This is a genomic window from Collinsella sp. CLA-AP-H1, from assembly GCF_040092945.1.
Lineage (GTDB): Bacteria > Actinomycetota > Coriobacteriia > Coriobacteriales > Coriobacteriaceae > Collinsella.
This window is the reverse complement of record NZ_JBBNKO010000005.1, coordinates 37985-63190: the sequence shown is the minus strand read 5'-3', so window position 1 is coordinate 63190 and position 25206 is coordinate 37985. Positions and strand designations below refer to the sequence as shown.

28 protein-coding genes are annotated in these 25206 nt (G+C 61.0%); 12 read left to right on the top strand and 16 right to left on the bottom strand.

The genetic code is table 11. The features are described 5' to 3' along the window. Nucleotides 1-35: 35 nt before the first annotated feature. Nucleotides 36-389 carry a cupin domain-containing protein gene (locus AAAV44_RS04255; protein WP_349114718.1) on the top strand — a complete coding sequence of 118 codons (354 nt, stop codon included), beginning with the start codon at nucleotides 36-38 and terminating at the stop codon, nucleotides 387-389. A 246-nt stretch (nucleotides 390-635) separates the two neighbouring features. Here the strand turns inward: AAAV44_RS04255 and AAAV44_RS04250 are convergent, their stop codons facing one another. Genes AAAV44_RS04250 through AAAV44_RS04230 form a run of 5 tightly spaced genes read right to left on the bottom strand, consistent with a single transcriptional unit; the run spans nucleotide 636 to nucleotide 3517 of the window. Further along, nucleotides 636-1112: a flavodoxin gene (locus tag AAAV44_RS04250; RefSeq protein WP_349114717.1), complete on the bottom strand. Its 477-nt coding sequence runs from the start codon at nucleotides 1110-1112 to the stop codon at nucleotides 636-638. A gap of 14 nt (nucleotides 1113-1126) precedes the next feature. Then, complete coding sequence (locus tag AAAV44_RS04245; protein ID WP_349114716.1) at nucleotides 1127-1996, bottom strand: aldo/keto reductase; 870 nt, start codon at nucleotides 1994-1996, stop codon at nucleotides 1127-1129. A 4-nt stretch (nucleotides 1997-2000) separates the two neighbouring features. Next, nucleotides 2001-2327: a carboxymuconolactone decarboxylase family protein gene (locus AAAV44_RS04240; protein WP_349114715.1), complete on the bottom strand. Its 327-nt coding sequence runs from the start codon at nucleotides 2325-2327 to the stop codon at nucleotides 2001-2003. A gap of 13 nt (nucleotides 2328-2340) precedes the next feature. Further along, a complete protein-coding gene (locus tag AAAV44_RS04235) occupies nucleotides 2341-2772 on the bottom strand; it encodes a cupin domain-containing protein (protein WP_349114713.1) in 432 nt (143 codons plus the stop codon). Between the two features lie 22 nt (nucleotides 2773-2794). After that, on the bottom strand, nucleotides 2795-3517 hold the full coding sequence (locus tag AAAV44_RS04230; RefSeq protein WP_349114711.1) for a RibD family protein: 723 nt from the start codon (nucleotides 3515-3517) through the stop codon (nucleotides 2795-2797). A 133-nt stretch (nucleotides 3518-3650) separates the two neighbouring features. Between AAAV44_RS04230 and AAAV44_RS04225 the strand changes: the two genes are divergently transcribed. Then, nucleotides 3651-4118, top strand: a complete 468-nt coding sequence (locus AAAV44_RS04225; protein WP_349114710.1) for a MerR family transcriptional regulator — start codon at nucleotides 3651-3653, stop codon at nucleotides 4116-4118. Nucleotides 4119-4553: 435 nt separating this feature from the next. Here AAAV44_RS04225 and AAAV44_RS04220 read toward each other — a convergent pair whose 3' ends face one another. Beyond that, nucleotides 4554-4655 (bottom strand): TetR/AcrR family transcriptional regulator, encoded by a 102-nt coding sequence (locus AAAV44_RS04220; RefSeq protein ID WP_216596234.1) that lies wholly within the window; start codon nucleotides 4653-4655, stop codon nucleotides 4554-4556. Nucleotides 4656-4849: 194 nt separating this feature from the next. Here AAAV44_RS04220 and AAAV44_RS04215 point away from each other — a divergent pair, with 194 nt between their 5' ends. From AAAV44_RS04215 to AAAV44_RS04190, 6 genes are read left to right on the top strand one after another with little or no spacing between them, the layout of a single operon-like run. Next, a complete protein-coding gene (locus AAAV44_RS04215; protein WP_349114708.1) occupies nucleotides 4850-5578 on the top strand; it encodes a lantibiotic protection ABC transporter ATP-binding protein in 729 nt (242 codons plus the stop codon). Beyond that, the gene (locus AAAV44_RS04210; protein ID WP_055309960.1) at nucleotides 5575-6345 is read left to right on the top strand and encodes a hypothetical protein; all 771 of its coding nucleotides are present in this window, start codon (nucleotides 5575-5577) and stop codon (nucleotides 6343-6345) included. The genes AAAV44_RS04215 and AAAV44_RS04210 overlap by 4 nt, the downstream gene beginning before the upstream one ends. Next, on the top strand, nucleotides 6345-7160 hold the full coding sequence (locus AAAV44_RS04205; protein WP_349114706.1) for a lantibiotic ABC transporter permease: 816 nt from the start codon (nucleotides 6345-6347) through the stop codon (nucleotides 7158-7160). Before AAAV44_RS04210 ends, AAAV44_RS04205 begins: the two co-directional genes overlap by 1 nt. Continuing rightward, a complete protein-coding gene (locus AAAV44_RS04200; protein ID WP_349114704.1) occupies nucleotides 7153-7341 on the top strand; it encodes a hypothetical protein in 189 nt (62 codons plus the stop codon). The genes AAAV44_RS04205 and AAAV44_RS04200 overlap by 8 nt, the downstream gene beginning before the upstream one ends. Before the next feature lie 45 nt (nucleotides 7342-7386). Beyond that, nucleotides 7387-8049: a response regulator transcription factor gene (locus tag AAAV44_RS04195; RefSeq protein ID WP_349114702.1), complete on the top strand. Its 663-nt coding sequence runs from the start codon at nucleotides 7387-7389 to the stop codon at nucleotides 8047-8049. 26 nt (nucleotides 8050-8075) lie between these two features. Then, entirely contained in the window at nucleotides 8076-9473 is a 1398-nt protein-coding gene (locus AAAV44_RS04190) for a HAMP domain-containing sensor histidine kinase (RefSeq protein ID WP_349114700.1), read from the top strand. 253 nt (nucleotides 9474-9726) lie between these two features. Here AAAV44_RS04190 and guaA read toward each other — a convergent pair whose 3' ends face one another. Next, nucleotides 9727-11325, bottom strand: a complete 1599-nt coding sequence (guaA, locus tag AAAV44_RS04185) for a glutamine-hydrolyzing GMP synthase (RefSeq protein ID WP_349114698.1) — start codon at nucleotides 11323-11325, stop codon at nucleotides 9727-9729. Nucleotides 11326-11593: 268 nt separating this feature from the next. Between guaA and AAAV44_RS04180 the strand changes: the two genes are divergently transcribed. Then, entirely contained in the window at nucleotides 11594-12607 is a 1014-nt protein-coding gene (locus AAAV44_RS04180) for an asparaginase (protein WP_349114697.1), read from the top strand. 22 nt (nucleotides 12608-12629) lie between these two features. Here AAAV44_RS04180 and AAAV44_RS04175 read toward each other — a convergent pair whose 3' ends face one another. Next, complete coding sequence (locus tag AAAV44_RS04175) at nucleotides 12630-12848, bottom strand: helix-turn-helix transcriptional regulator (protein ID WP_035136926.1); 219 nt, start codon at nucleotides 12846-12848, stop codon at nucleotides 12630-12632. 76 nt (nucleotides 12849-12924) lie between these two features. Between AAAV44_RS04175 and AAAV44_RS04170 the strand changes: the two genes are divergently transcribed. Beyond that, a complete protein-coding gene (locus tag AAAV44_RS04170; RefSeq protein ID WP_349114695.1) occupies nucleotides 12925-13314 on the top strand; it encodes a hypothetical protein in 390 nt (129 codons plus the stop codon). 9 nt (nucleotides 13315-13323) lie between these two features. Here AAAV44_RS04170 and AAAV44_RS04165 read toward each other — a convergent pair whose 3' ends face one another. The 4 genes from AAAV44_RS04165 to AAAV44_RS04150 all read right to left on the bottom strand — a co-directional run bounded on the left by AAAV44_RS04165 (nucleotide 13324) and on the right by AAAV44_RS04150 (nucleotide 18032). Further along, nucleotides 13324-13707, bottom strand: a complete 384-nt coding sequence (locus tag AAAV44_RS04165) for a DUF1648 domain-containing protein (protein WP_117640119.1) — start codon at nucleotides 13705-13707, stop codon at nucleotides 13324-13326. 11 nt (nucleotides 13708-13718) lie between these two features. Beyond that, nucleotides 13719-14795 carry a redox-regulated ATPase YchF gene (gene ychF, locus AAAV44_RS04160; RefSeq protein ID WP_035136922.1) on the bottom strand — a complete coding sequence of 359 codons (1077 nt, stop codon included), beginning with the start codon at nucleotides 14793-14795 and terminating at the stop codon, nucleotides 13719-13721. A gap of 127 nt (nucleotides 14796-14922) precedes the next feature. Then, nucleotides 14923-16266 carry a 6-phospho-alpha-glucosidase gene (locus tag AAAV44_RS04155; RefSeq protein ID WP_195520637.1) on the bottom strand — a complete coding sequence of 448 codons (1344 nt, stop codon included), beginning with the start codon at nucleotides 16264-16266 and terminating at the stop codon, nucleotides 14923-14925. Between the two features lie 155 nt (nucleotides 16267-16421). After that, nucleotides 16422-18032 carry an alpha-glucoside-specific PTS transporter subunit IIBC gene (locus AAAV44_RS04150; RefSeq protein ID WP_349114692.1) on the bottom strand — a complete coding sequence of 537 codons (1611 nt, stop codon included), beginning with the start codon at nucleotides 18030-18032 and terminating at the stop codon, nucleotides 16422-16424. Between the two features lie 357 nt (nucleotides 18033-18389). On the opposite strand from AAAV44_RS04150, the gene AAAV44_RS04145 reads away from it, so the two are divergent. Beyond that, the gene (locus AAAV44_RS04145) at nucleotides 18390-19415 is read left to right on the top strand and encodes a zinc-dependent alcohol dehydrogenase family protein (protein ID WP_217750999.1); all 1026 of its coding nucleotides are present in this window, start codon (nucleotides 18390-18392) and stop codon (nucleotides 19413-19415) included. Nucleotides 19416-19480: 65 nt separating this feature from the next. Then, a complete protein-coding gene (locus AAAV44_RS04140) occupies nucleotides 19481-20236 on the top strand; it encodes a GntR family transcriptional regulator (RefSeq protein WP_349114691.1) in 756 nt (251 codons plus the stop codon). A gap of 131 nt (nucleotides 20237-20367) precedes the next feature. Here the strand turns inward: AAAV44_RS04140 and AAAV44_RS04135 are convergent, their stop codons facing one another. From AAAV44_RS04135 to AAAV44_RS04120, 4 genes are all read right to left on the bottom strand, one after another. Further along, nucleotides 20368-21621: a 4Fe-4S binding protein gene (locus AAAV44_RS04135; RefSeq protein WP_349114690.1), complete on the bottom strand. Its 1254-nt coding sequence runs from the start codon at nucleotides 21619-21621 to the stop codon at nucleotides 20368-20370. Nucleotides 21622-21772: 151 nt separating this feature from the next. After that, nucleotides 21773-22267, bottom strand: a complete 495-nt coding sequence (locus AAAV44_RS04130) for an iron-containing alcohol dehydrogenase (RefSeq protein WP_349114787.1) — start codon at nucleotides 22265-22267, stop codon at nucleotides 21773-21775. 125 nt (nucleotides 22268-22392) lie between these two features. After that, a complete protein-coding gene (locus tag AAAV44_RS04125; protein ID WP_117563611.1) occupies nucleotides 22393-23493 on the bottom strand; it encodes a glycerol dehydrogenase in 1101 nt (366 codons plus the stop codon). Nucleotides 23494-23571: 78 nt separating this feature from the next. Next, a complete protein-coding gene (locus tag AAAV44_RS04120; RefSeq protein WP_006234677.1) occupies nucleotides 23572-24795 on the bottom strand; it encodes an iron-containing alcohol dehydrogenase in 1224 nt (407 codons plus the stop codon). Between the last annotated feature and the right edge of the window lie 411 nt (nucleotides 24796-25206).

The following is a 25206-nucleotide window of genomic DNA, read 5'->3' as shown; positions in this document are numbered from 1 at the left end:
CTGCAAAGTAAATCAACCCAAAGAGAGGAACCATTATGGCTAATTATGCAAAGACCCACATCGGAAATGAGAGCCGTGTCGAGCTGCACGAGGTGCTCGGGCTTACCGGGGCAGAGGTGAGTGTCAGCAATCTTCCCGCCGGCGCTGGCGTTCCGTTCGTCCATGCACACAAGGAAAAAGAGGAGATTTATGGCGTGCTCGAGGGCGCGGGCTCGGTCACGATCGACGGTGAGGAAATCGAGCTTGCAGCCGGCGACTGGCTGCGCATTTCCCCCGCCGCACACCGCCAGTTCCGCGCCGCGTCCGACTCGGGCATCACATACGTCTGCATCCAGGTCAAGCAGGGGTCCCTTAATGCCTTCACGGCCGACGACGCTATCATGTTCTAATTCGCAATCGATGCGCAAGGGGCCAATGAAGCCCCGCCCGTTGGCCCCTTACGCTAATCTGTTGACGCAAAGCTACCCCACATCCCAGCCGTCTTCACGCAAAAGAGGCGGAGGCACGCTTTGTCGGTTCCGGGAATAAAAGCCAAGACAGTTACAATAAAATCACTTCAAACTCGGGGCGTTGAGCTTTCGTTTTGCCCCAAACCCTTGCCAGCTCTGTGGCGGATGCCGAAAGCTGCAGATCGATTATCTGCGGATTGTATTAATCCATGCCTGAATATCTTTCTCAGAAGTACGGAGCATGGATTCATCGAACTGCACATCGAGGCCCGGCTTCACGATTGCGCCTTTGCAGGCTTCCTCAAAGTCCTTCAGCGCGTGTCCCAGCCAGCCGCCATTGGTGACAAACGGATACACGATCTTCCCGGTCAGGTCAGCCCGCTCCAGGAAACTGCGCATGGCGGGCGCAAAGGTGTACCACCAGACAGGAGAACCCAGGATGATGGTGTCGTAATCTCTCCAGCCAATGTGCAGCGGCTTCAGTTCCGGGCAATAACCCTCGGCAATCTCACGCTGCCCCTGATTGACGACTGCATCATAATCGCCATCGTAGGGAACAACCGTATCCATACGAGCAATATCCCCGCCGATTTCCCTCTGGATCATCTCGGCGATGCGCTTCGTGTTGCCTCCGTAGGAGTAGTACAGAATCAAGGTTTTCATTTCACGCTTTCTCCTCATGCAAGAGGTTTTCCGCTGAACACGGGAAATGCGCTGAATTCACCATAGTTGGCGATGCGCTCCATGTTCTTGAGAGTTTCCATGTCTTCCTCGGAGATTGCGAAATCCACGCCCGCGTTGCTTTCCATGTGGGCGGGATCTGCCGTCTTGGGAAGCGCGACGGCTCCAAGCTGAAGGACATAGCGGATGCAGAGCTGGGCGGCAGATACGCCGTACTTCTCTGCCATCTTAACGATCGCCGGATTCTTCAGCGCCTCGCCGTGGGCGATGGGAGAGTATGCCTCCACTTGAATGCCCTGCGCCTTGCAGAAGTCCACCAATGCCGAATCGGTGTTGGTGATGTGCAGGATGATCTGATTGACCATGGGCATCACGCGGCAAGAGCTCAGGAGGTTCTCAAGGTCATCTTGCAGGAAGTTGGACACGCCGATTACCTTGACCTTGCCCGCCGCCCGCGCATCCTCCAACGCACGCCAGACCTCCTTGTTCTCCTCGAAATAGCGCTTCTCCACACGGAACTCGCTCCACGGCTGGGGAGAGTGGATGATCATCTGGTCGAGGTAGCCAAGCCCCATCCTCTCCAGCGTCTCATCGATGGACTTCGCCGCATCCTCGTAGGTCTTCAGCTCTGCCGCGATCTTGCTGGCGACGAAAAGCTCTTCCCGGCGAACGCCGCAGGTGCGCACGCCCTCGCCGACGCCGCGTTCGTTTCCGTAGGCCTGCGCGGTGTCGATCAGGCGATAGCCCAGCTTTACCGCCTCGCGAACGGCTTCCGCCGCCTCGGCATCGTCGATGAACCAGGTGCCCAGTCCCAGCTTGGGAACCTGAACTCCGTTTGCCAACGAGTAGGTTTCATTCAAGATCATCGTTCTACTCCTCGCCCCAGATATCCTTTGCCATGCGGAAAACCGCCCACGCCTTGGGCCAGCCGCAGTAGAAGGCTGCATGGGTCACGACCTCCGCGATTTCTTCTTTTGTAATACCGTTCTTCTTTGCCGTCGTCAGGTGATAGCGGAAGCTCTCATCGGTAAGCCCCTGAGCCATCAGCGCGACGACGGTCACGAGGGAGCGGTCGCGGAGGCTGAGCTGCTCCTCTCGGCTCCAGACCTCTCCGAAGAGCACGTCATCGTTCAGTTCCGCGAATTTCGGAGCGAATTCGCCCAGGGCATCTCTGCCTGCCGTCTGCTTGACTGCCATGTTTCGTTCCTCCCTACAGCCTTGCGTACTCTTCATGGGATACCGGCTCGCACCACTCGTTCTCGCAATTCTCGCCGGGAACCTCCACGGCGATATGGCTGAACCAGCTGTCCTTCTTCGCTCCGTGCCAGTGCTTGACGTTGGCGGGGATCATCACGACGCAGCCCTCGTGCAGGCTGACGGCGGCCTTGCCTTCCTCCTGGTACCAGCCCTCGCCAGCCGTGCAGAGCAGGAGCTGACCGCCTCCTTTGTCCGCGTGGTGGATATGCCAGTTGTTGCGGCATCCCGGCTCGAAGGTCACGTTGGCGGCGAACAGGCCGCCTTCCGGATCGGTCAGCGGATTCAGGAACGAATCGCCGGTGAAGTACGGGGCATAGGCAGTGTTCGCCGTTCCCGTGCCGAATGCGTTGACCTTCTCGAACTGCTCTTTTTGTTCATACCTCATAATCTAAACCTCCTGCTAAGGATTATCGATTCACGCCATAGCGCAGCCAGACCGCCCCGCCGTCCATGGCCTTCGCCTCTTTCAGCGTGAAGCCAAGGGCCTTGCTCTCCGAAATGCCTTCTGCGGCTCGGAAAACCGGAGGCGTATCCGGGCTCCCGTCTGCTGCCGCCGCCAACACGATGCTGATCTCATCGCACATCCCCGCTTGCAGGAACGACCAGTTCAGCACGCCGCCACCGCCCAGCATCAGGGTCTCGATGCTGAATTCTTCTTTCAGCTTGGAAAGGGCCAGACCGTGATCCAGCTCCGCTTCTCCCGCGATGATGTACGAGATTCCCAGCTTTCTCAAAAATGCCCTGTAGGCGTTGCCGACCTGCTCTGTCAGCACCTCGACGACATGGGCGGTGGTGTCCACATAGCGCAGGGTGCTGCTTTCCCACCCCAGCTTGCCGTGGGGGTCCACGGAGACATAGAACATTCCGAAGTCCGGCTGTGCGATGAAATCACCCGCCGGAACGGCCGGCGCATCTTCGTCCAGGTCCGGCTTCCTGTAGAAGGTGAAGTTGTCGTCCGTCGTCACCCTGCCGGACAGCCAGCCCTGGTGATGGTAAAAGGGCTCTTTCCCGAAGGCGATGTCATAGAACGCATCGCCCGCCACTCTGCCCTGCGGCGTTCCCATGTAACCGCCCATGATCTTTCCGTCCAAAGCGCACATCATGTGGCAGAAAACATACGGCCTGTTCACGTTCGATTCCCCTCCTTATGATTGACAAACATTCTGTTTGGAAGCATGCTTCCTTTGAACTTCATGTGCATCCTAGAACTTAAAGTTAACTTTAAGTCAAGGGGATTCTGGAATAATTCGGAGGGGTTTTCAGATGGTCTATACGGTGGGAGAGATGGCGAAGCTGCTGGGGGTTGCGGCGTCCACCTTGCGCTACTACGACAAGGAGGGGCTGCTGCCCTTCGTGGAGCGCTCCTCCGGTGGCATTCGCATGTTCCGGGAATCGGATATCGAATGGCTGCAGGTGATCGGCTGCATGAAGAAAGCCGGGATGTCCATCAAGGACATCCGGCAGTACATCGAGATGGCGCTGCAAGGAGACGACACCATCGATCTGCGCCTTGCCATGTTCCGGCGCCAACAAGAAGTTCTGAAACAACAGATGGAGGAATTGCAGCACACCATGGAGATGGTGGATTACAAGTGCTGGTATTACGAAACGGCGAAGGAAGCGGGTACGGTCGATGCCCCGCAGAAGATGGAGCTTGCCGAAGTCCCGGAACGCTTTCGGAAGATTCGGCAGGAGCTGCGCACTGCGCCGGGGACTGCGGCAACGATATGATAAAACTGCTTAGGCAACGGCAGTCAACCGCTTGATTATCACGGTAACTTTATCGTTCAAAAAGCACTACTAACAAACGACCACCCCGGCTGTCCGCTGTTCGCGGAAGAGCAGGGGAGCTCTTGTCACCGGAGTGGAACCTTTTCAACTCGCAGGATAGCAGAATCGCCTCGCAAGCCAGAATCAGCACGGGACGGCAGCGGGCAGAACCGCCACCGCTAAATTACCCTCACGCTGTCACTGGCAGCCCTGATTAAATATGCTAGGTATCTCGGGATAATGCTATCGGTCGCATACGCGCAAGAGTGTCCGCTGATTGCAGCCGGTTGTTCCCCTTCCTACGCCAATGGTGTGCAGACATCTTCGATATTCTTGCTCGTTCTGGCGAAAATCGCGTCTCCAGGGTTTGCCTTTTTCGATTTAGCGTATTGCTCTTCAGATCATCGTGGTGTGCTCGTAGCCGCGCTCCACGAGGAGCCGCTCGGCAACGTCGAGAATCTTCTCGACCGTCTCCTCCAGGTACTTATTGCGTGCCACGGGCACCTCCATCCTTGTTATCGCGTAAACATACCATGAGTGGCGTACGGGTCGAGAAGGGCTGGCGTCAAAAGAGCCCAACGGCCGTTACGGCTTCGTTAGAAACGCGTCCCACCATGGATGGTGAACCCGAAAGGTAAGGCGCGCGGGCACGGCGACTCGGCCCGCGCGCCCGGAAGAGAAAGGACGAACCCATGGGTTACATGCTCGAGACGCGCGGGCTCACCAAGCGCTTCGGCCGCGGCGACCAGGCGCAGGATGCCGTGGCCGACGTGAGCCTTCATATCCGCGAGGGCGAGGTGTACGGGCTGCTCGGCCCCAACGGCGCCGGCAAGTCGACAACGCTCAAGATGATCTGCGGGATGCTGCGGCCGACGGCCGGGGAGATCCTCTTTGCCGGGCACGCCTGGCGCCGCGAGGACCTCTACGCAATCGGCAGCCTCATCGAGGAGGCGCCGCTCTACCCCAACCTCACCGCGCGCGAGAACCTGCGCGTGCGCACCACGCTGCTGGGCCTTCCCGAGAGCCGCGTAGATGAGGTGCTCGCCGCCGTGGACCTCGCGGACACCGGGAAGAAGCGCGCCGGACGCTTCTCGATGGGCATGCGGCAGCGCCTGGGGCTCGCGCTGGCGCTGATCGCCCGGCCACGCCTGCTCGTGCTCGACGAGCCCACCAACGGCCTCGACCCCATCGGCATCGAGGAGCTGCGCGACCAGATCCGCGGCTTCGCGACGGCGGGCACGACGGTGATCGTCTCGAGCCACATCCTCTCCGAGGTGCAGCAGATGGCGGACACCATCGGCATCATCTGCGGAGGGCGCCTCGCCTACGAGGATGCGCTTCGGCCCGGGCAGGACCTCGAGGAACTCTTCATGAGCTTCTGCCGGGAAGGGCGACGAGCACGCGGGGAGGTGGCGGCATGACGGGCGAGAAAGGCGGCCTGCTCGCGGGCCTGCGCGCCGAGGCCCTGAAGTCGCGCCACGCGGCACCGGTTCGCCTGGCCGTGCTCATGGCGCTGCCGATGCCGCTGCTCGGCGCGATGCCCTACCGGGGCGTGCAGATCTTCAGCGCGTGGAACTACTGGTACGCGCTCTTCCTGCCCGTGTCTCTCTCACTCGTGGTGGCGTGCGTCGCGCGGGCGGACGCTCGTACGCGGATGCGGGGGCTTCTGGGCCTGGGCTTCCCGCTCGGGCGCGCCTGGTGGGCCAAGGCGCTCTGGTGCCTCGCACTCTGCATGCTCTCGAACCTCGTGGTCTTCGGCATCTACCTCGCGGGATCGGCGTTCTCCTCGCAGGGCCTCACGGCCGCGGGCACGCTCACGATGCTCCTCTGCGCGCTCACCAACACGGTGACCGCGGCGTGGATGATCCCCGCAGGGCTCTTCCTCACGGCGCGGCTCGGCATGCTCGCGGGCATCTTCTGCCCGCTCGCCGCACAGCTCGTGGGTGGGTTCGCCTGGTCGCTGATGCCGCTGCCGCAGCTCTTTCCGCCGTCGGCGAGCATGGTCATCCCCACGAGCTTCATCCCCGTGCTGCCGAGCGGCGAGCCACTCGCGGCGGACATGGCGCTCGGCGGGGCGCTCACGGCGGACGGCATGCTCACACTGGCGGGCCTTGCGGTCTGCGCGCTCGCGTTCGCCGCGCTCACGGCGGCGGGCGCGGCCTGGTTCGCACGCTCCGAGGAGAGGTGATGGCCATGACACGACTCTCCGACCCGACGCCGCGCATGACTCTCCCGCGGGCCCTGCTCTCCGAGGCCCTGCGCCTGGTGCGCTCCCCGCTCACGGCAGTGCACCTCGTCTGCGGCCTGGCAGCCGGTCTTGCCTGCGGCGAGTACTTCTCCATAGCCCGATGGGACCCGGCGCTGGGCGCAGACGCCTACGCCCAGTTCCTCGGCGCCCTCATGCCGCTCATGTCCGCCATCGTCTGCGGGCTCGCCGTGGACGAGGAGCGCGCTGCCGGGCGCCTCGCCAACCTCACGGCGGTCCCCTCGCGCGGGCGCGCCGTCGCGGCGAAGCTGCTCGCCCTTGCGGCGCTCGGTGCGGGCGCGCTGGCCGTGGCGCTCGGCGTGTTCGGGGTCGTGCTCGCCGTTGCCGGGCGCCTGCCGCTCGGGCCCGCTCCACTTGCGGCCACTTGGGCGGGCATCGTGCTGGGCAGCCTGCCCCTCTACGCGCTGGGGCTCGGCGTGGCTCTGCGCTTCGGCCGCAACGCCACCATCGGCGCCGGCGCGGCGGGGGTGCTCCTCGCGTTCTTCTCAGTGGGCGGACTTGCACACGGCCTCATGACCGGCGAGCTCACCGGTGCCCTGGCGACGCCCCTGAGCTGGGTGCCGCTCGCCTGGCCCGCGCGCCTGGGGTCGCTCGGGGTAGAGGCCTTCATCGACGCCGCACGCGCGGCGGGCCCTCTCCTCACGACTGCGCTCGCTGGCCTCGTGCTCACCCTGGCAACCGCCGCCGTCCTTATCGCCTGGTTCTGCCGCTTCGAGGACGGGAGGGCAGATGCGTAGGAAGCCGCTCGCCGCCGTGCTCGCCCTCCTCTCCGCAGCGCTCGTCCTGGGCAGGAATGCCCTGCTCGTCGCCGGCTGGGGGTCGGCGCTGCGCTCGATCGCCGACCGCGTGCTGCCCAACCCTGAGATCGCCATGTGGGCGCCCGCGCCCGCGGCTGCGCGCGGGGCTCTGGACCGCTGAGCGCGGCGCAAGTACAATGCCGACGGGAGTTTCAGGAGGTCGAACATGGCGAGGATACTGGCAGTGGATGATGAACGGGCGATCCTCGACGCGCTCGCGCGCATCCTCGGCCGCGACGGCCATGAGGTCGTCAAGGCAGCGGACCCGACGGCGGTCCTGGAGATGGACCTCTCGCGCTTCGACCTCGTGCTCTGCGACGTCATGATGCCGGGGCTCGACGGCTTCGAGCTCGTGCGGCAGATCCGCCCGGACTTCGACGGGCCCATCATCTTCCTGACCGCGCGCGTGGCCGAGGAGGACGCCGTGGCCGGCTACGGCCTGGGCGCCGACGACTACGTCCGCAAGCCCTTCGGGGCCGCGGAGCTGCGCGCCAAGGTCGCGGCCCATCTACGCCGTGAGCGCCGGCCGCGCTCGCACGCCCTCTCCTTCGGGGAGGTGCGGATCGACCTCGGGGCGCGCGGCCTCGCCGTGGGCGACGAGGCCGTGCCGCTCACGCCCACCGAGTACGCCATCTGCGAGTACCTCGCCCGCCACCCCGGGCAGGTCATGAGCCGCGCACAGATACGCGAGGCGGTGCTCGGCTGGGAGAGCGACGCCGACGACGCGGCCATATCCATGCAGGTCAGCCGCGCCCGGAGGAAACTCTCCGAGGCCGGCGCCGATCCGATCGCGACCGTCTGGGGGATGGGGTACAAGTGGCAGCTCTGAGGACCGGGGCGCGAGGTCGCGGGGGCATGCCGCTCTCCTTCGTCATCGCGCGCTACTTCGCCTACGCGTTCGCGGCGGTCGCCACGGCGTGGCTCGCCGCGTTCATGGCGCTCTCCGCGGCGATCAACGCGGGCTTCGTCTACGAGGCAAGCTGGGGGCCGGCCAATGCGCGCGAGGTCGCGGAGGGCCTGGCACGCGACGGCGTCTGCGGGCAGCAGGACGTGCCGACGGCGTACCGCTACCTCATCCTGAATAAGGACGGATACGTGCTGATGACAGACCTCGAGGGCACGCGGCTCGAGGACGCGACGGAAATGGCCCGTGCGGCACTCGCCGCGGATCCGGGCACAGTGGAGATCGAGGGCGGAGGCTCGGGCCTCACCTACGCCGCGTTCCCGCTCAAGGGCGGCGGGGCCTGCGCACTCGTCAGCGAGTACCTGCCGCAGTGGGTCTCGCGCGACCTCGCCGGCCTGCTTCCCAACCCGCAGAACCTCATGCTCGTCGGCGCCGCTGCGGGAAGCGCGCTCGCGCTCGCGCTCGTGGCGCGCCGTGCGAGCCGCGTGATCTCGCGCAAGATGGCGCCGCTCGCGGAGGCAGCGGGGCGCGTCGGCGCGGGGGATCTCGACTTCGCGGTCGGCAGCACTAACGTGCGCGAGGTGAACGACGTCCTCGCCGCGATGGACGCCATGCGGACCTCCCTCGCCGAGTCGCTCGAGGCCCGCTGGGCCGCGGAGCGGGGGCAGCGCGAGCAGGTGGCGTCGCTCGCCCACGACCTCAAGACGCCGCTCACCGTGCTGCGCGCCAACGCCGACTTCGTGGCGGAGGAGCTGGAAGACGAGAAAGACGCCGACCTCGCGGCCGCCGCGCGCGACATAGCCGGCAGTGTCGAAAGGCTCGACGGCTACGTGCGCCTGCTCATCGAGGCCTCGCGCGGGTCCGGCGGGGCGGAGAGGACCCCCATGCGGCCGGCCGAGCTCTGCGAGCAGGTCCTCGCCGAGGCCGCCCAGATCACCCGGGCGCGAGGCGTGACGCTCGACGCGACCACGGGCCCTGCTGTCGCGGGCGCGCCCGAGGCCCCGCTCGACCGAACCGCCCTGGCGCGAGCCGCCGCGAACCTCGTGGCCAACGCCGCCGAGCACGCGCGCTCGCGCGTGGCGGTCTCCTGCGACGTCGAGGGCGGCCACCTCGTCATCGAGGTGGCCGACGACGGACCGGGCTTCTCTCCCGCCGCCCTCGAACGCGGCTGCGAGCGCCTCTTCACAGACGACTCCTCCCGCTCCTCGCGCGACGGAGGCCGCCACTACGGGCTCGGCCTCCACGCCGCCTCCGAGGCCGCGAGCGCCCACGGGGGCTCCGTCTCGCTCGCCAACAGCCCCTCGGGCGGCGCGGTGGCCACCATCGCGGTCCCCCTGTGCGGGGCCTGACGACTCAGGCCCTCACAGCGGCGTGGCTCGCAACCAAACGCTTCCATCTTGAAACACGGGGAGTAAATCGCGAAATCGCAGGTGAAAGAGAGTAAAAAGGCAAAGAAAAAGCCTCCGTTCCAACATGGGAACGGAGGCTCGATAATCGAGTTTACTCACCAATGTCGCTGGTGGTTTTGCCGTAACTCTCGTACGAAACGAAACTCAGGAGCACAGTGCGGCACTCAAAAGTGCAGGTCAGAACCCTGTCAGCCTACTCCCATTCGATCGTCGCGGGCGGCTTAGACGTGATGTCATAGCACACGCGGTTGGCGCCGGGAACCTCGGCCACGATGCGGCCGGAGATGCGGGCCAGTACGTCGTAGGGCAGCTTGGCCCAGTCGGCGGTCATGGCATCGCTGGACTCGACGGCACGCAGGATGATCGGGCGCTGATAGGTGCGCTCGTCGCCCATGACGCCCACGGACTTAATGTCAGGCAGGACCGCGAAATACTGCCAGCAGCTGTGCTCGGAGTTGCGCTCGCCGGTCTGCTCAAACAGACGCTGGTTGTAAGCGTCGAGCTCCTCGCGCACGATAGCGTCGGCATTCTTGAGGATTTCGAGCTTCTCCTTATCGACCGCACCGATGATGCGGATGGCCAGACCCGGGCCCGGGAAGGGCTGGCGGAACACGATGTGACCCGGCAGGCCGAGCGCCAGACCAAGCGCGCGGACCTCGTCCTTAAAGAAATGATCGAGCGGCTCAATGAGGTCGAAGTGCACGCCCTTGGGGAACGGGATCAGGTTGTGGTGGCTCTTGATGGTGGCCGTCTTGCCGCCCGTCTTGCGAGCGCCGGACTCGATGATGTCGGGATAGATGGTGCCCTGAGCCAGGTACTTGACCGGCTTGCCATCGGTCTCGAGCTGCTGCGCCACGGCAAAGAACTCTTTCCAGAACTGCGTACCGATGATGCGGCGCTTCTCCTCGGGCTCGGTCACACCGGCCAGAAGCTCGGCATAACGGTCCTCGGCGTGGACGTGGATAAAGTCGACGTCAAACTGCTTGGTGAAGACCTCCTCCACCTGCTCGGGCTCGCCCTTGCGCAGCAGGCCGTGGTTGATGAACACGCAGGTCATCTGCTTGCCCACGGCGCGGGCGCCCAGCGCAGCCACGACGGAGGAGTCGACGCCACCGGACAGGGCCAGAATCACGCGGTCGTCGCCGACCTTCTCGCGAAACTCGGCCGTCATGGTCTCGACCAGGTTGTCCATGCTCCAGTTGGGCTCCAGGCCACAGATCTCAAACAGGAAGTTGCTCAGCAGCTGCTGACCGTACTCGGAGTGCTTGACCTCGGGGTGGAACTGCGTGGTGAAGATCTTGCGCTCGACGCACTCCATGGCGGCAACCGGGCACACGTCGGTGCTGGCGGTAACGGTAAAGCCCTCGGGCACCTCGGACACGGCGTCGCGGTGGCTCATCCACACGGTCTGCTCCATAGGCGTGGAGTTAAAGAGCTTGGCGCCGGCCGTGCGCGTGATGGTGGCGCGGCCGTACTCGCCCACCTCGGAGTGGCCGACCTTGCCGCCGAGCGTCACGGCCGTGATCTGATGGCCGTAGCAGAAGCCCAGGATGGGAAGGCCCAGGTCAAAGATGGCGGGATCGATAGACGGAGCGTCCTCGGCATACACGGAAGCCGGACCGCCGGAAAGGATGAGCGCAGAGGCGTTCATCTCGCGAATCTCATCGGCCGAGATGTCGCAGGGGACAATCTCGGAATACACGTTGAGGTCGCGGACGCGACGGGCAATGAGCTGACCGTACTGCGCACCAAAGTCGAGTACGAGGACCTTTGCGGAAGCCTTTTGATCCATGGTTTCCCCCTCTTGTTGGCGGGGAGCCGGTGCCCACCCGCATGAATGAACGAAAATAACTTCCATAGTGTACACGTTATATGGGGTTTCTCGCCCCTCGCAGCCATCAGCGCACGGCAAACGCACGACCTGGGCCCCTATTTGACGGCAATTGAAGTGTTTTCAAACGTTACAGATGATGTAATACGTTTGAACATTGGACGCCCTGTGCCACAATACTGCCGAACGACTCCGCCCTTGCGGCGGCAAATACGATAGGAATACCAGCATGAAGCGCATCCTTCTCATCGCCACGGGCGGCACCATCGCATCGACCGAGGACGGCAACGGCCTCTCCCCCGCCCTGACCGGTGAGGAGCTCGCCCAGAGCGTCCCCGAGATCTCGGACCTCTGCGAGCTCGACGTGGTACAGCCCATGAACATCGACAGTACCAATATGCGCCCGAGCGACTGGATGCGTATCCGCGACGTCATCGTCGAGGGTTATGCCGACCACGACGGCTTCGTGATTCTACACGGCACCGACACCATGAGCTACACCGCGGCGGCGCTTTCCTACCTGATTCAGGACAGCCCCAAGCCCATCGTGCTCACCGGCTCGCAAAAGCCCATGGGCAACCCCTTTACCGATGCCAAGCTCAACCTGTATCAGAGCCTGCTCTACGCGCTCGACGAGCATTCGCACGATGTGTCAATTGTGTTTGGCGGCGTCGCCATTGCCGGCACGCGCGCCCGCAAGCAGCGCACCATGAGCTTTAACGCATTCATTAGCGTCAACTATCCGCCCATCGCCTATATCCGCAACGACCGCATTGTGCGCAACGGGCTTCACGGCACGCATCAGGGCGAAAACCCGGTGCGTTTCTACGACAGCATCGACCCGCGCGTATTTGTACTCAAGCTTACGCCCGGCGTGAACCCGGGCATCCTCGACGCCCTTGCCGACAGCTACGACGCCGTGATTCTGGAGACCTTTGGCATTGGCGGTATCCCCGAGTTTGGCGAGTCGGGCGAGTCGTTCCAAGAGGCAATTTTCCGCTGGGTCGATTCGGGTCGCACCGTCGTTATGACCACACAGGTCCCCGAAGAGGGCCTCGATCTGGGCGTTTATGAGGTCGGCCGTGCTTACGCCGATCATCCGGGCATTCTGCGCGGCGACGACATGACCACCGAGACGCTCGTGGCCAAAACCATGTGGGCACTCGGCCAGTCACGTGATGCGGCCGAGATTCAGCGCCTGTTCTACAGCCAAGTCAACCACGACCGCATCCCGATGGCGTAATTCAGTTGTCGACGGGTATCCCCTATTCGATGCCCTCGAGAAGCTCTGACACCGTCATGCCGAGTGCGGGTGCGATCTTAAATAGAACCTTGAGCGTGAAATTTGCCGTCCCATCTTCGATTCGGTCGAGGTAGGGTCGGCTGATTCCTGTCGCCACACAAAAATCAACCTTGGAGATACCAAGGTCCCTGCGCGTCTCTTCGACCCGCCTGCCAAGAATCTGTTTCGCACGTTCGTCCATGCAGCCGAGTTTGAAATGGAGCCGAACATAAACGTAAACTATAGTTTACGTTTTGCCGAATACACAGGAGTTTTCTATGTCGGGTTCTTCGGTCCGCATGTACCGAGCCACGCCTCGCACAAACAGCGCGCCGCCCAAGCTCGTCGTCGTTGAAGCAGAATGCCTTTCGCCCGATGAGCGCACAGCATTTGCATTGCTATCAAGTCGCGTCGCCGCTGTTCTGGTCCCTTGCCCGGCGCAAGGTGAACTTGCCATCCAATGCCAAGCGCACAGCTGCTCGCTCAATCAGGCTGCCGTAATCGCAACCAGCCAACGCGGTCTGCCCCTTCTCCTGGAAGCCGGCATCGCACTCGCCCTTCGCGGTGCCGGATACGAAAACGAGGCCGCCGCCGATGTAGTCTTTCAACCACGATCGAGCGGCGGCCTCGCAGCAGCCATTGAATATATGTGCAGGCTCGTTGCTTAAAAGGACAAGCTAGAAACCAAGGCCAAAGCCCGTTCCGGTAATCGCCGAGTACATAAAGTAAACGTTGACCACGTTGAGGAACACACCCGTAATGCAACCGTTGCGCAGGTAGCGTTCGCACACGATGCGCGCCATAGCGGCGGAGTCATCATTGTTTTTAGCCTGGCGTCCTGCCGTAAAGTACGTCGCCACGCTCAGCAGCAGGTTGAGCACCGGCAGTGCCAGCAACTCGTAACTCTTGCCCCAGCGTGTCGCCTCGCCGGCGGCATTAAACTTTGTTGCCACCTCGGGACCAATGTTGGGGATAACACACGCTGCGACCACCAGCGGAATCACCGCAAGCACGAGCAGCGCAATACCCATATAGCCGGCTTTTTTACCATATTTAAACATGCACGTCGTCCTTACACGTTAAAGCGGAAGTGCACGACGTCGCCATCGGCCATGACATAGTCCTTGCCCTCAATACGCAGCTTGCCGGCGGCCTTGGCGCCCTGCTCACCGCCGAGCTCGATGTAGTCGTCATAGCCAATGACCTCGGCCTTAATAAAGCCGCGCTCAAAGTCGGTGTGGATGACGCCGGCGGCCTGCGGAGCGGTCGCGCCCTGACGAACCGTCCAGGCCTTGACCTCCATCTCGCCGGCCGTAAAGAACGACTGCAGGCCGAGCAGCTTGTAGGCAGCCTGAGCGAGCACGTCCAGACCGGGCTGCTCCAGGCCCAGGCTCTCCAGGTAGTCGGCAGCGTCCTCGGGATCGAGCTCGGAAAGCTCGGCCTCGATCTTGGCGCAGATGGGCAGCGGCTTAACACCATCGATGGGCGCCAGATCGTCGTTGAGCATATCCTCGTCCACGTTGGCCACATACAGGATGGGCTTCATGGTGAGCAGGAACAGGCCCTTGGCGGCGGCACGCTCCTCATCGGTCATCTCCATGGATGCGGCGCGCTTGCCCTCGTTGAGCCAGGCAAGCAGGCGCTTAGCGACCTCGAACTTGGGCATGAGCTCCTTGTCGCGCTTGGCCTCCTTCTCGAGCTTGGGCAGCTGCTTCTCGAGCGTGCCCATGTCGGCCAGGATGAGCTCGGTCATGATGGTGTCGGCATCGCCGGCGGGATCGACGAACTCGCCCGTGCGGCCCACCTCACGCATGACGTTGGGGTCCTTAAAGTAGCGCACGACCTCGCAGATGGCATCGGTCTCGCGGATGTTTGCCAAGAACTGGTTGCCCAGGCCCTCGCCCTCGTTAGCGCCCTTCACCAGACCTGCAATGTCGACAAACTCGACCGTCGCCGGCACAATGCGACCGGGGTTGACGATGTCGGCAAGCTTTTGCAGGCGGCTATCGGGCACATCGACGATACCCACGTTGGGGTCGATCGTGGCAAACGGGTAGTTGGCGGCAAGGCCGGTCTTTTTGGTAAGCGCGGTGAACAGCGTCGACTTGCCCACGTTGGGCAGGCCCACGATACCGATGGAAAGGGACACGACAGCTCCTTTTGGTACAGGTACTTCAAACTTCATAAGTATAGCGCCGCCGCAGCATCCGGGCGAATCCGGACACCGCGGCGGCGCAAATGAAGCAGAGATGCGTAAGAGTTCGAGACAGTAGTCCTTACTTAAGCTCGGGCCAGAAATCCTTGTTGGCCTCGATGAGCTCGTCCAGGATCTGCTTAGCAACACTTGCCGAAGGAATGGTCTTGGAGAGCGTGAGTGCCTGCCAGAGCTTCTGGTAGCTGCCCTCGACCCAAGCCTGGACAACGAGCTTCTCGACGGAAACCTGCTGCTCCATCAGGCCCTTTTGGAACTGCGGAATCGGGCCCTGGCAGATCTTCTCAAAGCCGTTGGAGCCGACGATGCAAGGCACCTCGACCATGGCCGTCGGGTCGAAGTTGGGCACAGCGCCATCGTTGGGGACGATCAGCAGGAAGCGCTCGAGCGTATTCTCGGCCAGTGCGCAGGCAAGGTCGACGATGTAGTTGGCATGTACATCCGGCTCAAAGCCGCCGTCCTTGGCCGTACCCTTGGCGATGATGTCGCGGCAAGCGCCAAAGACCTTCTTCTCGCGGCCGTCCATAACCTCATTGGCGCGAGTGTAGTTGGGGTCAGACGTCTCGACGACATAGTCCGGGTACAGGTAATACTTGAGGTAGGTATTGGGAATCGTCTCGGGATCGACAGCATAGACATCCTTGGCCTTGCCGAAGGTGTGAATCCAGCTCTCCTCGACATGCTGCTCCTTACCGGCCTCGTGCTCGATGCCGTCCAGGTAGCCGTTCTTAGCCATGTGCTCCTTAATCTGCGGCATGAGGTCGTTGCCGTCCTTGTCGTAGATTTTGCTCCACCAACCAAAGTGGTTGAGGCCGTAGTAGCTATACTGCAGCTCGCGACGATCCTTGATGCCGCACATACGGCTCATCTTATCCATAAGGTCGATAGGCATGTCGCAGATGTTGATGATGCGGCTGTTGGGGCGCAGCACGCGGCAGGCCTCGGCGACGATGGCCGCGGGGTTGGAGTAGTTGAGCATCCAGGCGTTGGGGCTGTACTTCTCCATGTAGTCGAGGATCTCGATGACACCACCGATGGAGCGCATGCCGTAGGCGATACCGCCGGCACCGCAGGTCTCTTGGCCAACGCAGCCGTACTTGAGAGGAATCTTCTCGTCGAGCTCACGCATGGCGTACAGGCCGACGCGGATGTGAGCAAGCACGAAGTCGGTCCCGGTGAATGCGGTCTCGGGGTCGGTGGTGTAGCTAAACTCAACCTCGGGGGCGTTCTCGTGGAAATAGATCTCGCAGGCCTTTGCCACGATCTCCTGGCGCTCGGCGTTGTTGTCGTAGAAGGTCACCTTGTTGACCGGGAAGCGGTCACGCTCCTCAAGCAGCATCAGAGCGATGCCCGGGGTGAAGGTAGAGCCACCGCCGGCAATGGTCACGGCATAGTTTTTCTTGGACATGATGTCCTCCTCATTCTGGCCGCTTGCTCAATCCATCCCCGTACGCGGCCTGCACGGTTTGGAATTGTTACCTAGAAGTGGAGTTTTTTATCTCTAGAATCGGCCTTGCGGTGCATACCGGCTCTGCAAGGCCGATTGTTTCGATGGACGATGGTTTACAGAAGACTCTCGAACTTCAGAAGACTCTCGAACTTCTCGCGAACCTGCGGGACGCTAAGGCCGACGATGACCTGGATTGACTGACCTTGGACCACCAAGCCATGCGTACCGATCGCCTTGAAGGAAGCCTCGGGTGCAACGACGCTCTTGTCCTTGACGTTAACGCGCAGACGGGTAGCGCAGTTAGTTACATCGATGATGTTATCCGTGCCACCGAGCAGATCGAGGATGTTCTCGGCAAGCACCAAGCGCTCATCATCTTTACTCTGGGCGACCGATTTGCCAGCAGCAGCACCGCTCTGCTTTTGCTTGTAGTCGGCCTTGGACTTGAGCTCGACCTCAACATCGTCATCCTCGCGACCGGGGGTCTTAAAGTCGAACTTGACGATCAGGAAACGGAAGACCACAACCCAAAGAGCGGTAAAGCACAGACCGACAAGGATGGAGATGGCGTACTGCAGACCGTGTGCGGCCCAAAGGGGCAGCCAGTCCCACGAGAGCATCGAGATGATGCCGCCGTCGAAGATACCCACGACGCCAAGGAGGTTTTGAGCCATGCAGCCAAGCGCTCCGAGCACGCAGTGGACGACGAACAGGCCGGGCGCGATGAACAGGAAGGTGAAGTCAAGCGGCTCGGTGATACCGCAAAGCATAGCGGTAAGGGTGACCGGGATCAGCAGAGCCTTGACGCGCTGCTTGCGCTCGGGTTTGGCGGTCATATAAAACGCAATGGCGACGCCAAGCGAGCCGAAGACCTTAGTCCAACCAGGGCAGGTATAGGCAGCCCAGGGTGCGGCATCCTTAAGAGCAATGCTCGGATCGGCAGCCAGTTGGGGCAGGATGTTGGCCCAAGCAGCAAAGATGCCGCCGTTGACCGCCGCGTTGTCGTAATAGAACGGCGTATTGATAAAGTGGTGCAGGCCTGTAGGGATCAGCACGCGCTCGAAGAAAGCAAAGACACCCACGCCAAACGTACCGGCGGAAAGGATGAATCCCTGGAAGGCGGAGATAGCAGCCTGAACATGCGGCCACACCAGGCAGGCGATAAGAGCGACCGGAACCATAACGAAGAAACCGATCATATAGATGAACACGGAGCCCGAGAACACGCCCAGCCACTCAGGAAGTTCGGTGTCGAAGAACTTGTTATGCAGCATCGTGGCGATACCAGAGATAATGAGCGCGCCCATGATGCCCATATCAAGCGTTTTGATGCTTGCGATAGTGGCAAGACCAGTACCGCTGCCCGCCTCGACAGAGTAGTCGACCCCAAAGACAGGGCCCCACTGCCCCAAGATTGTGCTAACAAAGTAGTTGAAGGTAAGGTAGATGGCCAAAGCCTCCATGCAGCAGCGAGCGTTCTGCTTGTTCGCGAGCGAGATTGGCAACGCTACGCAAAACAGCAACGGCATCTGGTTAAAGAGCGTCCAACCACCCTGGAGCAGCACATTCCAGCAATCAAACCAAAGATGGCCCGCAGTGGCCATCTCGCCAAAGATCGCCTCGGTGGTAAACAACGTACCCAGGCCGACGACGATTCCGGAAAATGCGAAAAGAATTGCAGGCGTGTACATTGCACCGCCGAAACGTTGTATCTTTTGCATCATGACGGGGAATCCCCCTCTCTTCATTCGGAGCGACTGCGGTTTTGGCTTCACTCGAGACCGCAGACGCGCCGTTTGCGTGTACCTCGTGCAATAGGACGGGTGGGCCCGCTTCCCTGACTTCTTGCGCTTCTATTTTTATCATATCACTTATCTAGACAAGTTAGCATAAATACAACGGTCGGTAAACGGTTGATTATTGGCCGTAAACGGTATATGTCCAGTATTTCGCCTGTTAAATCTGACATAGTTGATGGCTGCATTTCATTTTTCTTTTCTACTTGTCTAGATGTGCTTGTCTATATCTATAGACATGCCTATACTTCATTACAACATTCACCGCTACGTTAAGGAGTCACCATGAAAAGCGCGGTCTTCTATGGAAAGCACGACCTCAGAGTCGAGGAATCGGCAAAGCCGGCCGTGGGCAGGCGCGACGTTCTGATCAACGTCAAAGCTTGCGGCGTCTGCGGCACCGACGTGCATATCTATGAAGGCGACAAGGGTGCGGCCGACGTTACCCCGCCCACGATCCTTGGTCATGAGTTTGCGGGCGTTGTCGAGGCCGTGGGCAGCGATGTCACCGGCTTTAAACCGGGCGATCGCGTGTGCATCGACCCAAACCATCCCTGCGGCTGCTGCGAACCCTGCCGCGACGGAATCAACCACTACTGCGAGCATATGACCGGTTACGGCACCACCGTTAACGGCGGCTTTGCCGAGTACTGCTCCGTCGATATGCAGCAAGTCTACAAGTTGGGCGATCACACCAGCTTCGAGCAGGGCGCCATGACCGAGCCCGTCGCCTGCTGCCTGCACGGCATCGATATGTGCAACATCAAGCCCGGCAGCACAGTTGTCGTTATCGGCGGTGGCATGATCGGTCTGCTCATGATGCAGCTTGCTAAAAACGCCGGCGCCACCAAGGTTGTCTTGCTCGAGCCTGTCGAAGGCAAGCGCGAGGTTGCGCTCAAACTCGGCGCCGACCTGGCAATTGATTCCATCCACGAGGACGTCCCGGCCCGCCTGAAGCAGGAGGGCGTCGGCAACGTCGATGTCGTTATCGAGTGTGTTGGCAAGCCCGTCACCATCGAGCAGGCCATCCAGATCGCCGGCCACAAGGCTACGGTCATGATGTTCGGCCTCACCAAGCCCGATGAGACAATCACCGTCAAGCCCTTCGAGGTCTTCCAGAAGGAGCTCGTGCTCACCTCGTCCTACATCAACCCTTATACACAGCGTCGCGCGCTCGAACTCATCGACTCCGGCAGGCTCGACGTATCCTCGATGGTCGCAAAGGTAGCCTCCCTCGACGAACTCGGCGCTATCCTGTCAGACCCGGCCCTGCGTGCCATGGGCAAATATATAATCGACCCCAGCAAGTAAATCGATTGACACCTGCGCGGGCGGCCCTCATCCGTCGTTCACGCGCCCAGCTCTAGGAGACCGTCATGGCGCGAGCCATCTTCCAAACTATTTATGACAACGTGAAGCAGTCGATTGACGACGGCACATACGCCTATCAGAGTTATCTGCCTTCGGAGACTGAGCTCACGCAGCTGTTTGACTGTTCGCGCATGACGGTCCGTCGCGCCATCTCGATGCTTGCGGCAGATGGTTACGTGCCCCCCCAGCAAGGCAAAGGCATGCGCGTCATTCGCAACATCAGTGACGAAACGAGTCGTGGCGGCGGCGGACTCGAGACCTTTAAGGAAATCGCGGTCAACCGAGGCTTTGAGCTCAAGACTGTCACCACCGTCTTTGAGCTCCTCATCTGCAGCAAGGCGCTCTCCAAGATTACCGGGTTTCCCGAAGGCTGTGAGCTCACACGCGCCAAACGCATCCGTTATGCAGACGGACAAGCCGTGTGCTCCGACGACTCCTATTACCTAAGTTCACAAGTACCGGGGCTGACACCCGAGATTGTCAACGACTCGATCTATCGTTACCTCGAAGAAGATCTTGGCATTAAGATTGCCACGGGCAAACGCGATGTAACGATCGAGCATCCTACGCCCGAGGATACGCGCGTGCTCGATCTCGACGACTTTAACGCACTCGCCGTTATACGCGGGCAGACCTACAACGCCGACGGCATCCTTATGGAATACACCGAGACCAAACAGGTCCCCGGGTTCTTTTTGCTCCACGAAACCGTGACGCGCAACGGTACCGGTCGAACCGGCCACCAAAGCAGCATGAACTAACCATCTATTAGTTGCGGTGGGATAGTTCCTAGAATTGCCAGCTTAAGGGCAAAACAGGAACTATCCCACCGCAACTTTTTTGGCCGGCGGGGCAGTACCTGCCCCGCCGGCCATCATTTACGCTCTTTTAACTAGTCCGCGAGCTTTTCCACCTGGTCGAGCATCTTGTCCAGCTTGGCCTTTGCCTCGGCCTTGACCTTCTCAGCTTCTTCGTGAGCCTTCGCCTTCTGGGCGGCCTTTTCCTCGGCTTCGGGATCGACGACGACCAGATTGGACGCGTCGTGCTCAACAAGCTTGAGCGCATGCTCGGGACAAACCTTGACACAGGCGCCGCAGCCTAAACAATACGTGGACTCCAACGCAAAGCGGCCGCTTCCCACCAGATCGCAGGCAAACGTGGGGCACACGTTGACGCACTCGCCGCACGACGTACACTTGTCAAAATCGCACTCCGGCGTGCTCACCTGCATGTTCTGGGCAAGCTCGGGGTGGTTTTGCAACGTCGAGAGCACCAGTTGGCGCCCGTGCGTGAGCGAACGGCGACGCTTGGTCGTCGTGGTGCCGCACATGGTGTTGAGCGTGCGCTCCAGCTGGGTAATCTGATGGCGATGGGCCTTGAGCTTTTGCGTCACCGAGGCCAGCGCCGCCGTCGCCGGATTGAGCTTGGTCACCGTCAGGCCCGTGGTGCGGGCGATCTTTTCCATGTACTCCTTGCGCTCGTACTCGCGGCGCTTATGGCACTTGAGGCTCTTGGGGTCGACCTCCAGGCCCATACCCGTGCCGGACCACTCCTCGGCCTTCGCAATCGCCTCGCCCAGAATATCCTCACCGCCGGTGTTGCGGCATTTATCGCACACGCCCAACGGCAGGTACACACTCACGTTGGGATAGTCGGCCAGTACCGAAAACCAGGTCTCGGCCGTAATGTCGCCCACACAGGCAACGACGACCTCGTTTTCGCGCGGCATGCGCTTGAGGGCGCGCGTGCAGGTGACGTAGGCGGTCTCGTGGCTCGTAGCAGCAGAGACGATATCGTCATACAGGTTTTTGGGCGCCAGACGCGGCGAGATGATCGCCTCGGTCGGACAGGCAGCGGCGCACAGGCCGCACTTGCGGCAGGAGTCGAGGATCTCGATGGCGTCTTCCTCGACCTCGATAGCGTTGACCGGGCATACGTCCATGCACGCGGTGCAGCCGCTCTTTTCGTTTTTGCAGGTCAGGCACGGAATGGTGTTACCGCGCGGACGCTCCTTGTAGTCGGCAGGATTCCACTGCGGCGCCGACGGATCGAGTGCATCGGTCACACCGCCAAGCGGGTTTTTAAGAAAGTCGAAACCCTTGCTGATCTCGATAATGTCATCAAACAGATCGTGTTCCTGCGCCATGCGCGGCCCCTCCCTGAGCAGTGCAAACAAGCAAGAGATAATGATACGCTATCGGCCCACGCCTTGGGCAAATTACATGCGGCGCATCTTTGCGGCAAATAGCCTATGGCCTATCGCCGCCTCGATTGCACAAGATCAATCAAGCGCCAAGCTATGCCTCGCGCATGAGCTGCACGAGCTTTTGTTTGGTCACCTTGGCCTGCTCGTTGGCCATATTGCGCCCGTTTCTAAAGACCGCATTTGCAACACCCTGCAAATCGGCATCGGAAATCTCGCTGCACGGACCGTCCATCGAAGCCGCCGTGGGGCATACGCACAACGGCAACTCGGCATAAAACGCAACGGCCTTGGCGATATCGAGCATCTTGCCGCCGCCAATACCCACTACCATGTCGCAATACTCGGCCTGGGCTTCCTTAGCCATTTCGACAACGGCCTCGTCCGTACACGGACCGTCATAAATCTTAAAGAACGGCTCGCTTAGATCTTCGTCCAGAAATCCATCGACGATCTGCCTGCACAGCCGATCCTCGGTGCCCTGGTCAAACAAGACATAGGCAGCGCAGCCCAACCATGACAAATACCTGCCTTGACGCGACAGTTCGCCCGGCCCCTGAACATACCGGCCGGGACCGCCGTAAACCATAGGAAGCGCCATACGAGAATCCGCCCTTCATCAAACAACGATTGGTGCAAAGTAACCTTGCCCCTTTGCACCATAGCAAAAAGGGGCAAAGCCATCTGTCGGCTTTGCCCCTTCCTTAGCTTGATTTACTCATCCATGAGATAGTAGTGGCCCAGCGCGTCGGCGCCCAGGATGGCGTTTGCGACCATCTCGGGCGTCACCTCAAACGGCATGTTGCACATGGTGTCATCGGGCGCGCAGGCGGCCTCGGCAACAATCATGGCTTGCTCGCGCGTAAGCTCGGCAACGCCAAGTTCCTTCATCGTGACCGGCAGGCCAAGCTCAATGCAGAAGCCCAAGACTTCCTCGAGTTTCTCAGTCGGGGCATCCTCGAGTACCAGCTGGACGATAGTGCCAAAGGCGACCTTCTCGCCGTGATACATGCCGTGGCACTCGGGCAGCATCGTCAGGCCATTGTGGATGGCATGAGCAGCAGCAAGGCCCGAGCTCTCAAAGCCAATGCCCGAAAGCAGCGTATTGGCCTCGATGATATGCTCGACGGCAGGCGTGAGCGCACCCTTCTCCAGCGCGACCTTGGCCTTGACGCCATCGGCCATGAGCGTCTCATAGCAGAGCTTGGCGAGCGCCAGGCCGGCCATGCCGCCCTTGCCGCCAGCGCAGGTGCCGCCGTCGGCATCGTGCGTCGCCTGGGCCTCGAAATAGGTTGCGAGCGCATCGCCCATACCGGAAACCGTCAGGCGCACCGGGCTCGCCGCGATAACCGTCGTATCCATAAGGACGATATTGGGGTTTGCCTTAAGGAAGAGATACTTGTCGAACTGGCCGTCATCGGTATAAAGCACCGAAAGCGCCGAGCACGGGGCATCGGTCGAAGCAATGGTGGGGCAAATGATGACCGGGGACTCCAGGTAGTAGGCGACGGCCTTCGCGGTGTCGAGGATCTTGCCGCCACCGACGCCGACGATGATGTCGCAACCGTTGTCGCGAGCGAGCGCAACCAGGCGATCGACCTCGCCCTTAGAGCACTCGCCGTTAAAGTCCTCAAACAGCAGCTCGGCCTTAGCCTCGGCAAAGCCGCCCTCGATCTTGGCACCGACGCGCTTCTTGCCCGAAGGCGTCACGATGACGAGGGCCTTAGCGCCGAGCGGCTCGACATAGGAGCCGAGCTTGGCGAGCTCGTCCGGACCCTGGATGTACTTGCTGGGGCTATTGAAAATTGCAGCCATAACTATCCCATTCTCTAAAAAAGAAAGGGGCTCCGTACAGATACGTGCGGAGCCCCTCGTTACGATAACAAGAGTCGATTAGAAATCGATGTCGGTGTCGTAGTAGCAGGCCTTGAGGATCTTCTCGAAGTCGGCAGCCTTGGTCTCACGCGGGTTCTCGGGCGTGCAGGCGTCCTGCTCGGCGTTCGCGGCGATCTCGGGCAGCTTGGCGAGGAACTCCTCCTCGGAAACCATCTGCGGGTTCTCGGCGTCGACCTTCACGCCACCATTCGCGTAATCCTTGATGGACTGCGGAATGTTGAGCTGGTCGTTGAGGTCGCGAATCTTCTGGACGAGCGCGGCGATGAGCTCCTCGTTGGTCTCGCCGGGAAGGTGCAGGATCTCCTTGGCCACGTAAGCGTAACGCTCGGCAGCACGGGGATCCTTGGAGTTCCACTGGATGACCTTGCCCAGGTACATGGCGTTAGCGGCACCGTGGATGATGTGGCCGTTCTCGAAGGCAGCACCGGTCTTGTGAGCCATGGAGTGAACGATGCCGAGCAGGCCCGAGGAGAAGGCGATACCGGCGATGCACTGAGCCTCGTGCATGTGCTGACGGGCCTCATGGTCGCCAGCATAGGACTTGGGCAGCCACTCGACGATCTCGCGGATGCCGTGCAGAGCGTTGGCGTCGGTGAACATAGAGGCGCAGGTGGAAACGTAGGCCTCCATGCAGTGGGTCAGAGCATCCATGCCGGTGTGAGCGCACAGCTTGGCGGGCATGGTGTAGGTGAGCTCGGGGTCGACGATGGCGACATCAGGGGTAATGTTGAAGTCGGCCAGCGGATACTTGATGCCCTTAGCGTAGTCGGTAATGACGGAGAACGCGGTGACCTCGGTAGCGGTGCCGGAGGTAGAGGAGATGGCGCAGAAATGAGCCTTCTGACGCAGCTCGGGGAAGCTGAACGGCTGGATGATGTTATCGAAGGACTCCTCGGGATACTCGTAGAAGACCCACATGGCCTTAGCGGCATCGATGGGCGAGCCGCCGCCGATGGCGATAATCCAGTCGGGCTCGAACTCGCGCATGGCCTCGGCGCCCTTCATGACCGTCTCGATGGACGGGTCGGACTCGACGCCCTCGAACAGCTTGACCTCGAAGCCGCCTTCCTTAAGGTCGTTCTCGACGTCCTGCAGGAACCCGCCGCGGCGCATAGAGCTGCCGCCAGAAACGATGATGGCCTTCTTGCCCTTGAGGTTCTTCACCTCGTGGCGAGCGCCCTCACCAAAGTACAGATCGCGAGGATTGGTAAAACGTCCCATACTGTGCCTCCTAAACAAGCCCCTCTTAGACTTGCGTATATAACGGAGCACCCAATTGGCTCCGTTAGGACCGGTTTGCGCGTTGCCGGCGATGACAATGCGCGATGTCTAAACGTCTCAACGCTCAGACAAACACTATTTTACCGTTCTGGTTGGTCAGTTATTCACCTAAAGCCGCCAATGATGAAACGTTTTTTCTATCCCTGAAGACCCTTGTGCGGCATTCATACTCCCAAGCTGGGCAAACGTTTTATCAAGGTTGACTACATATCCCGGGCAGGACTGTGCCCCTCCAAAATATGCACCGTTCGCCGCCAAAAATCGACCGTTTGCGGCACCGTGATACCACTCGGCCGTCCATGGTGCCGACATTTGTGCGACATCCGACTTCGTGGTGCAAAGGTGCAAGTC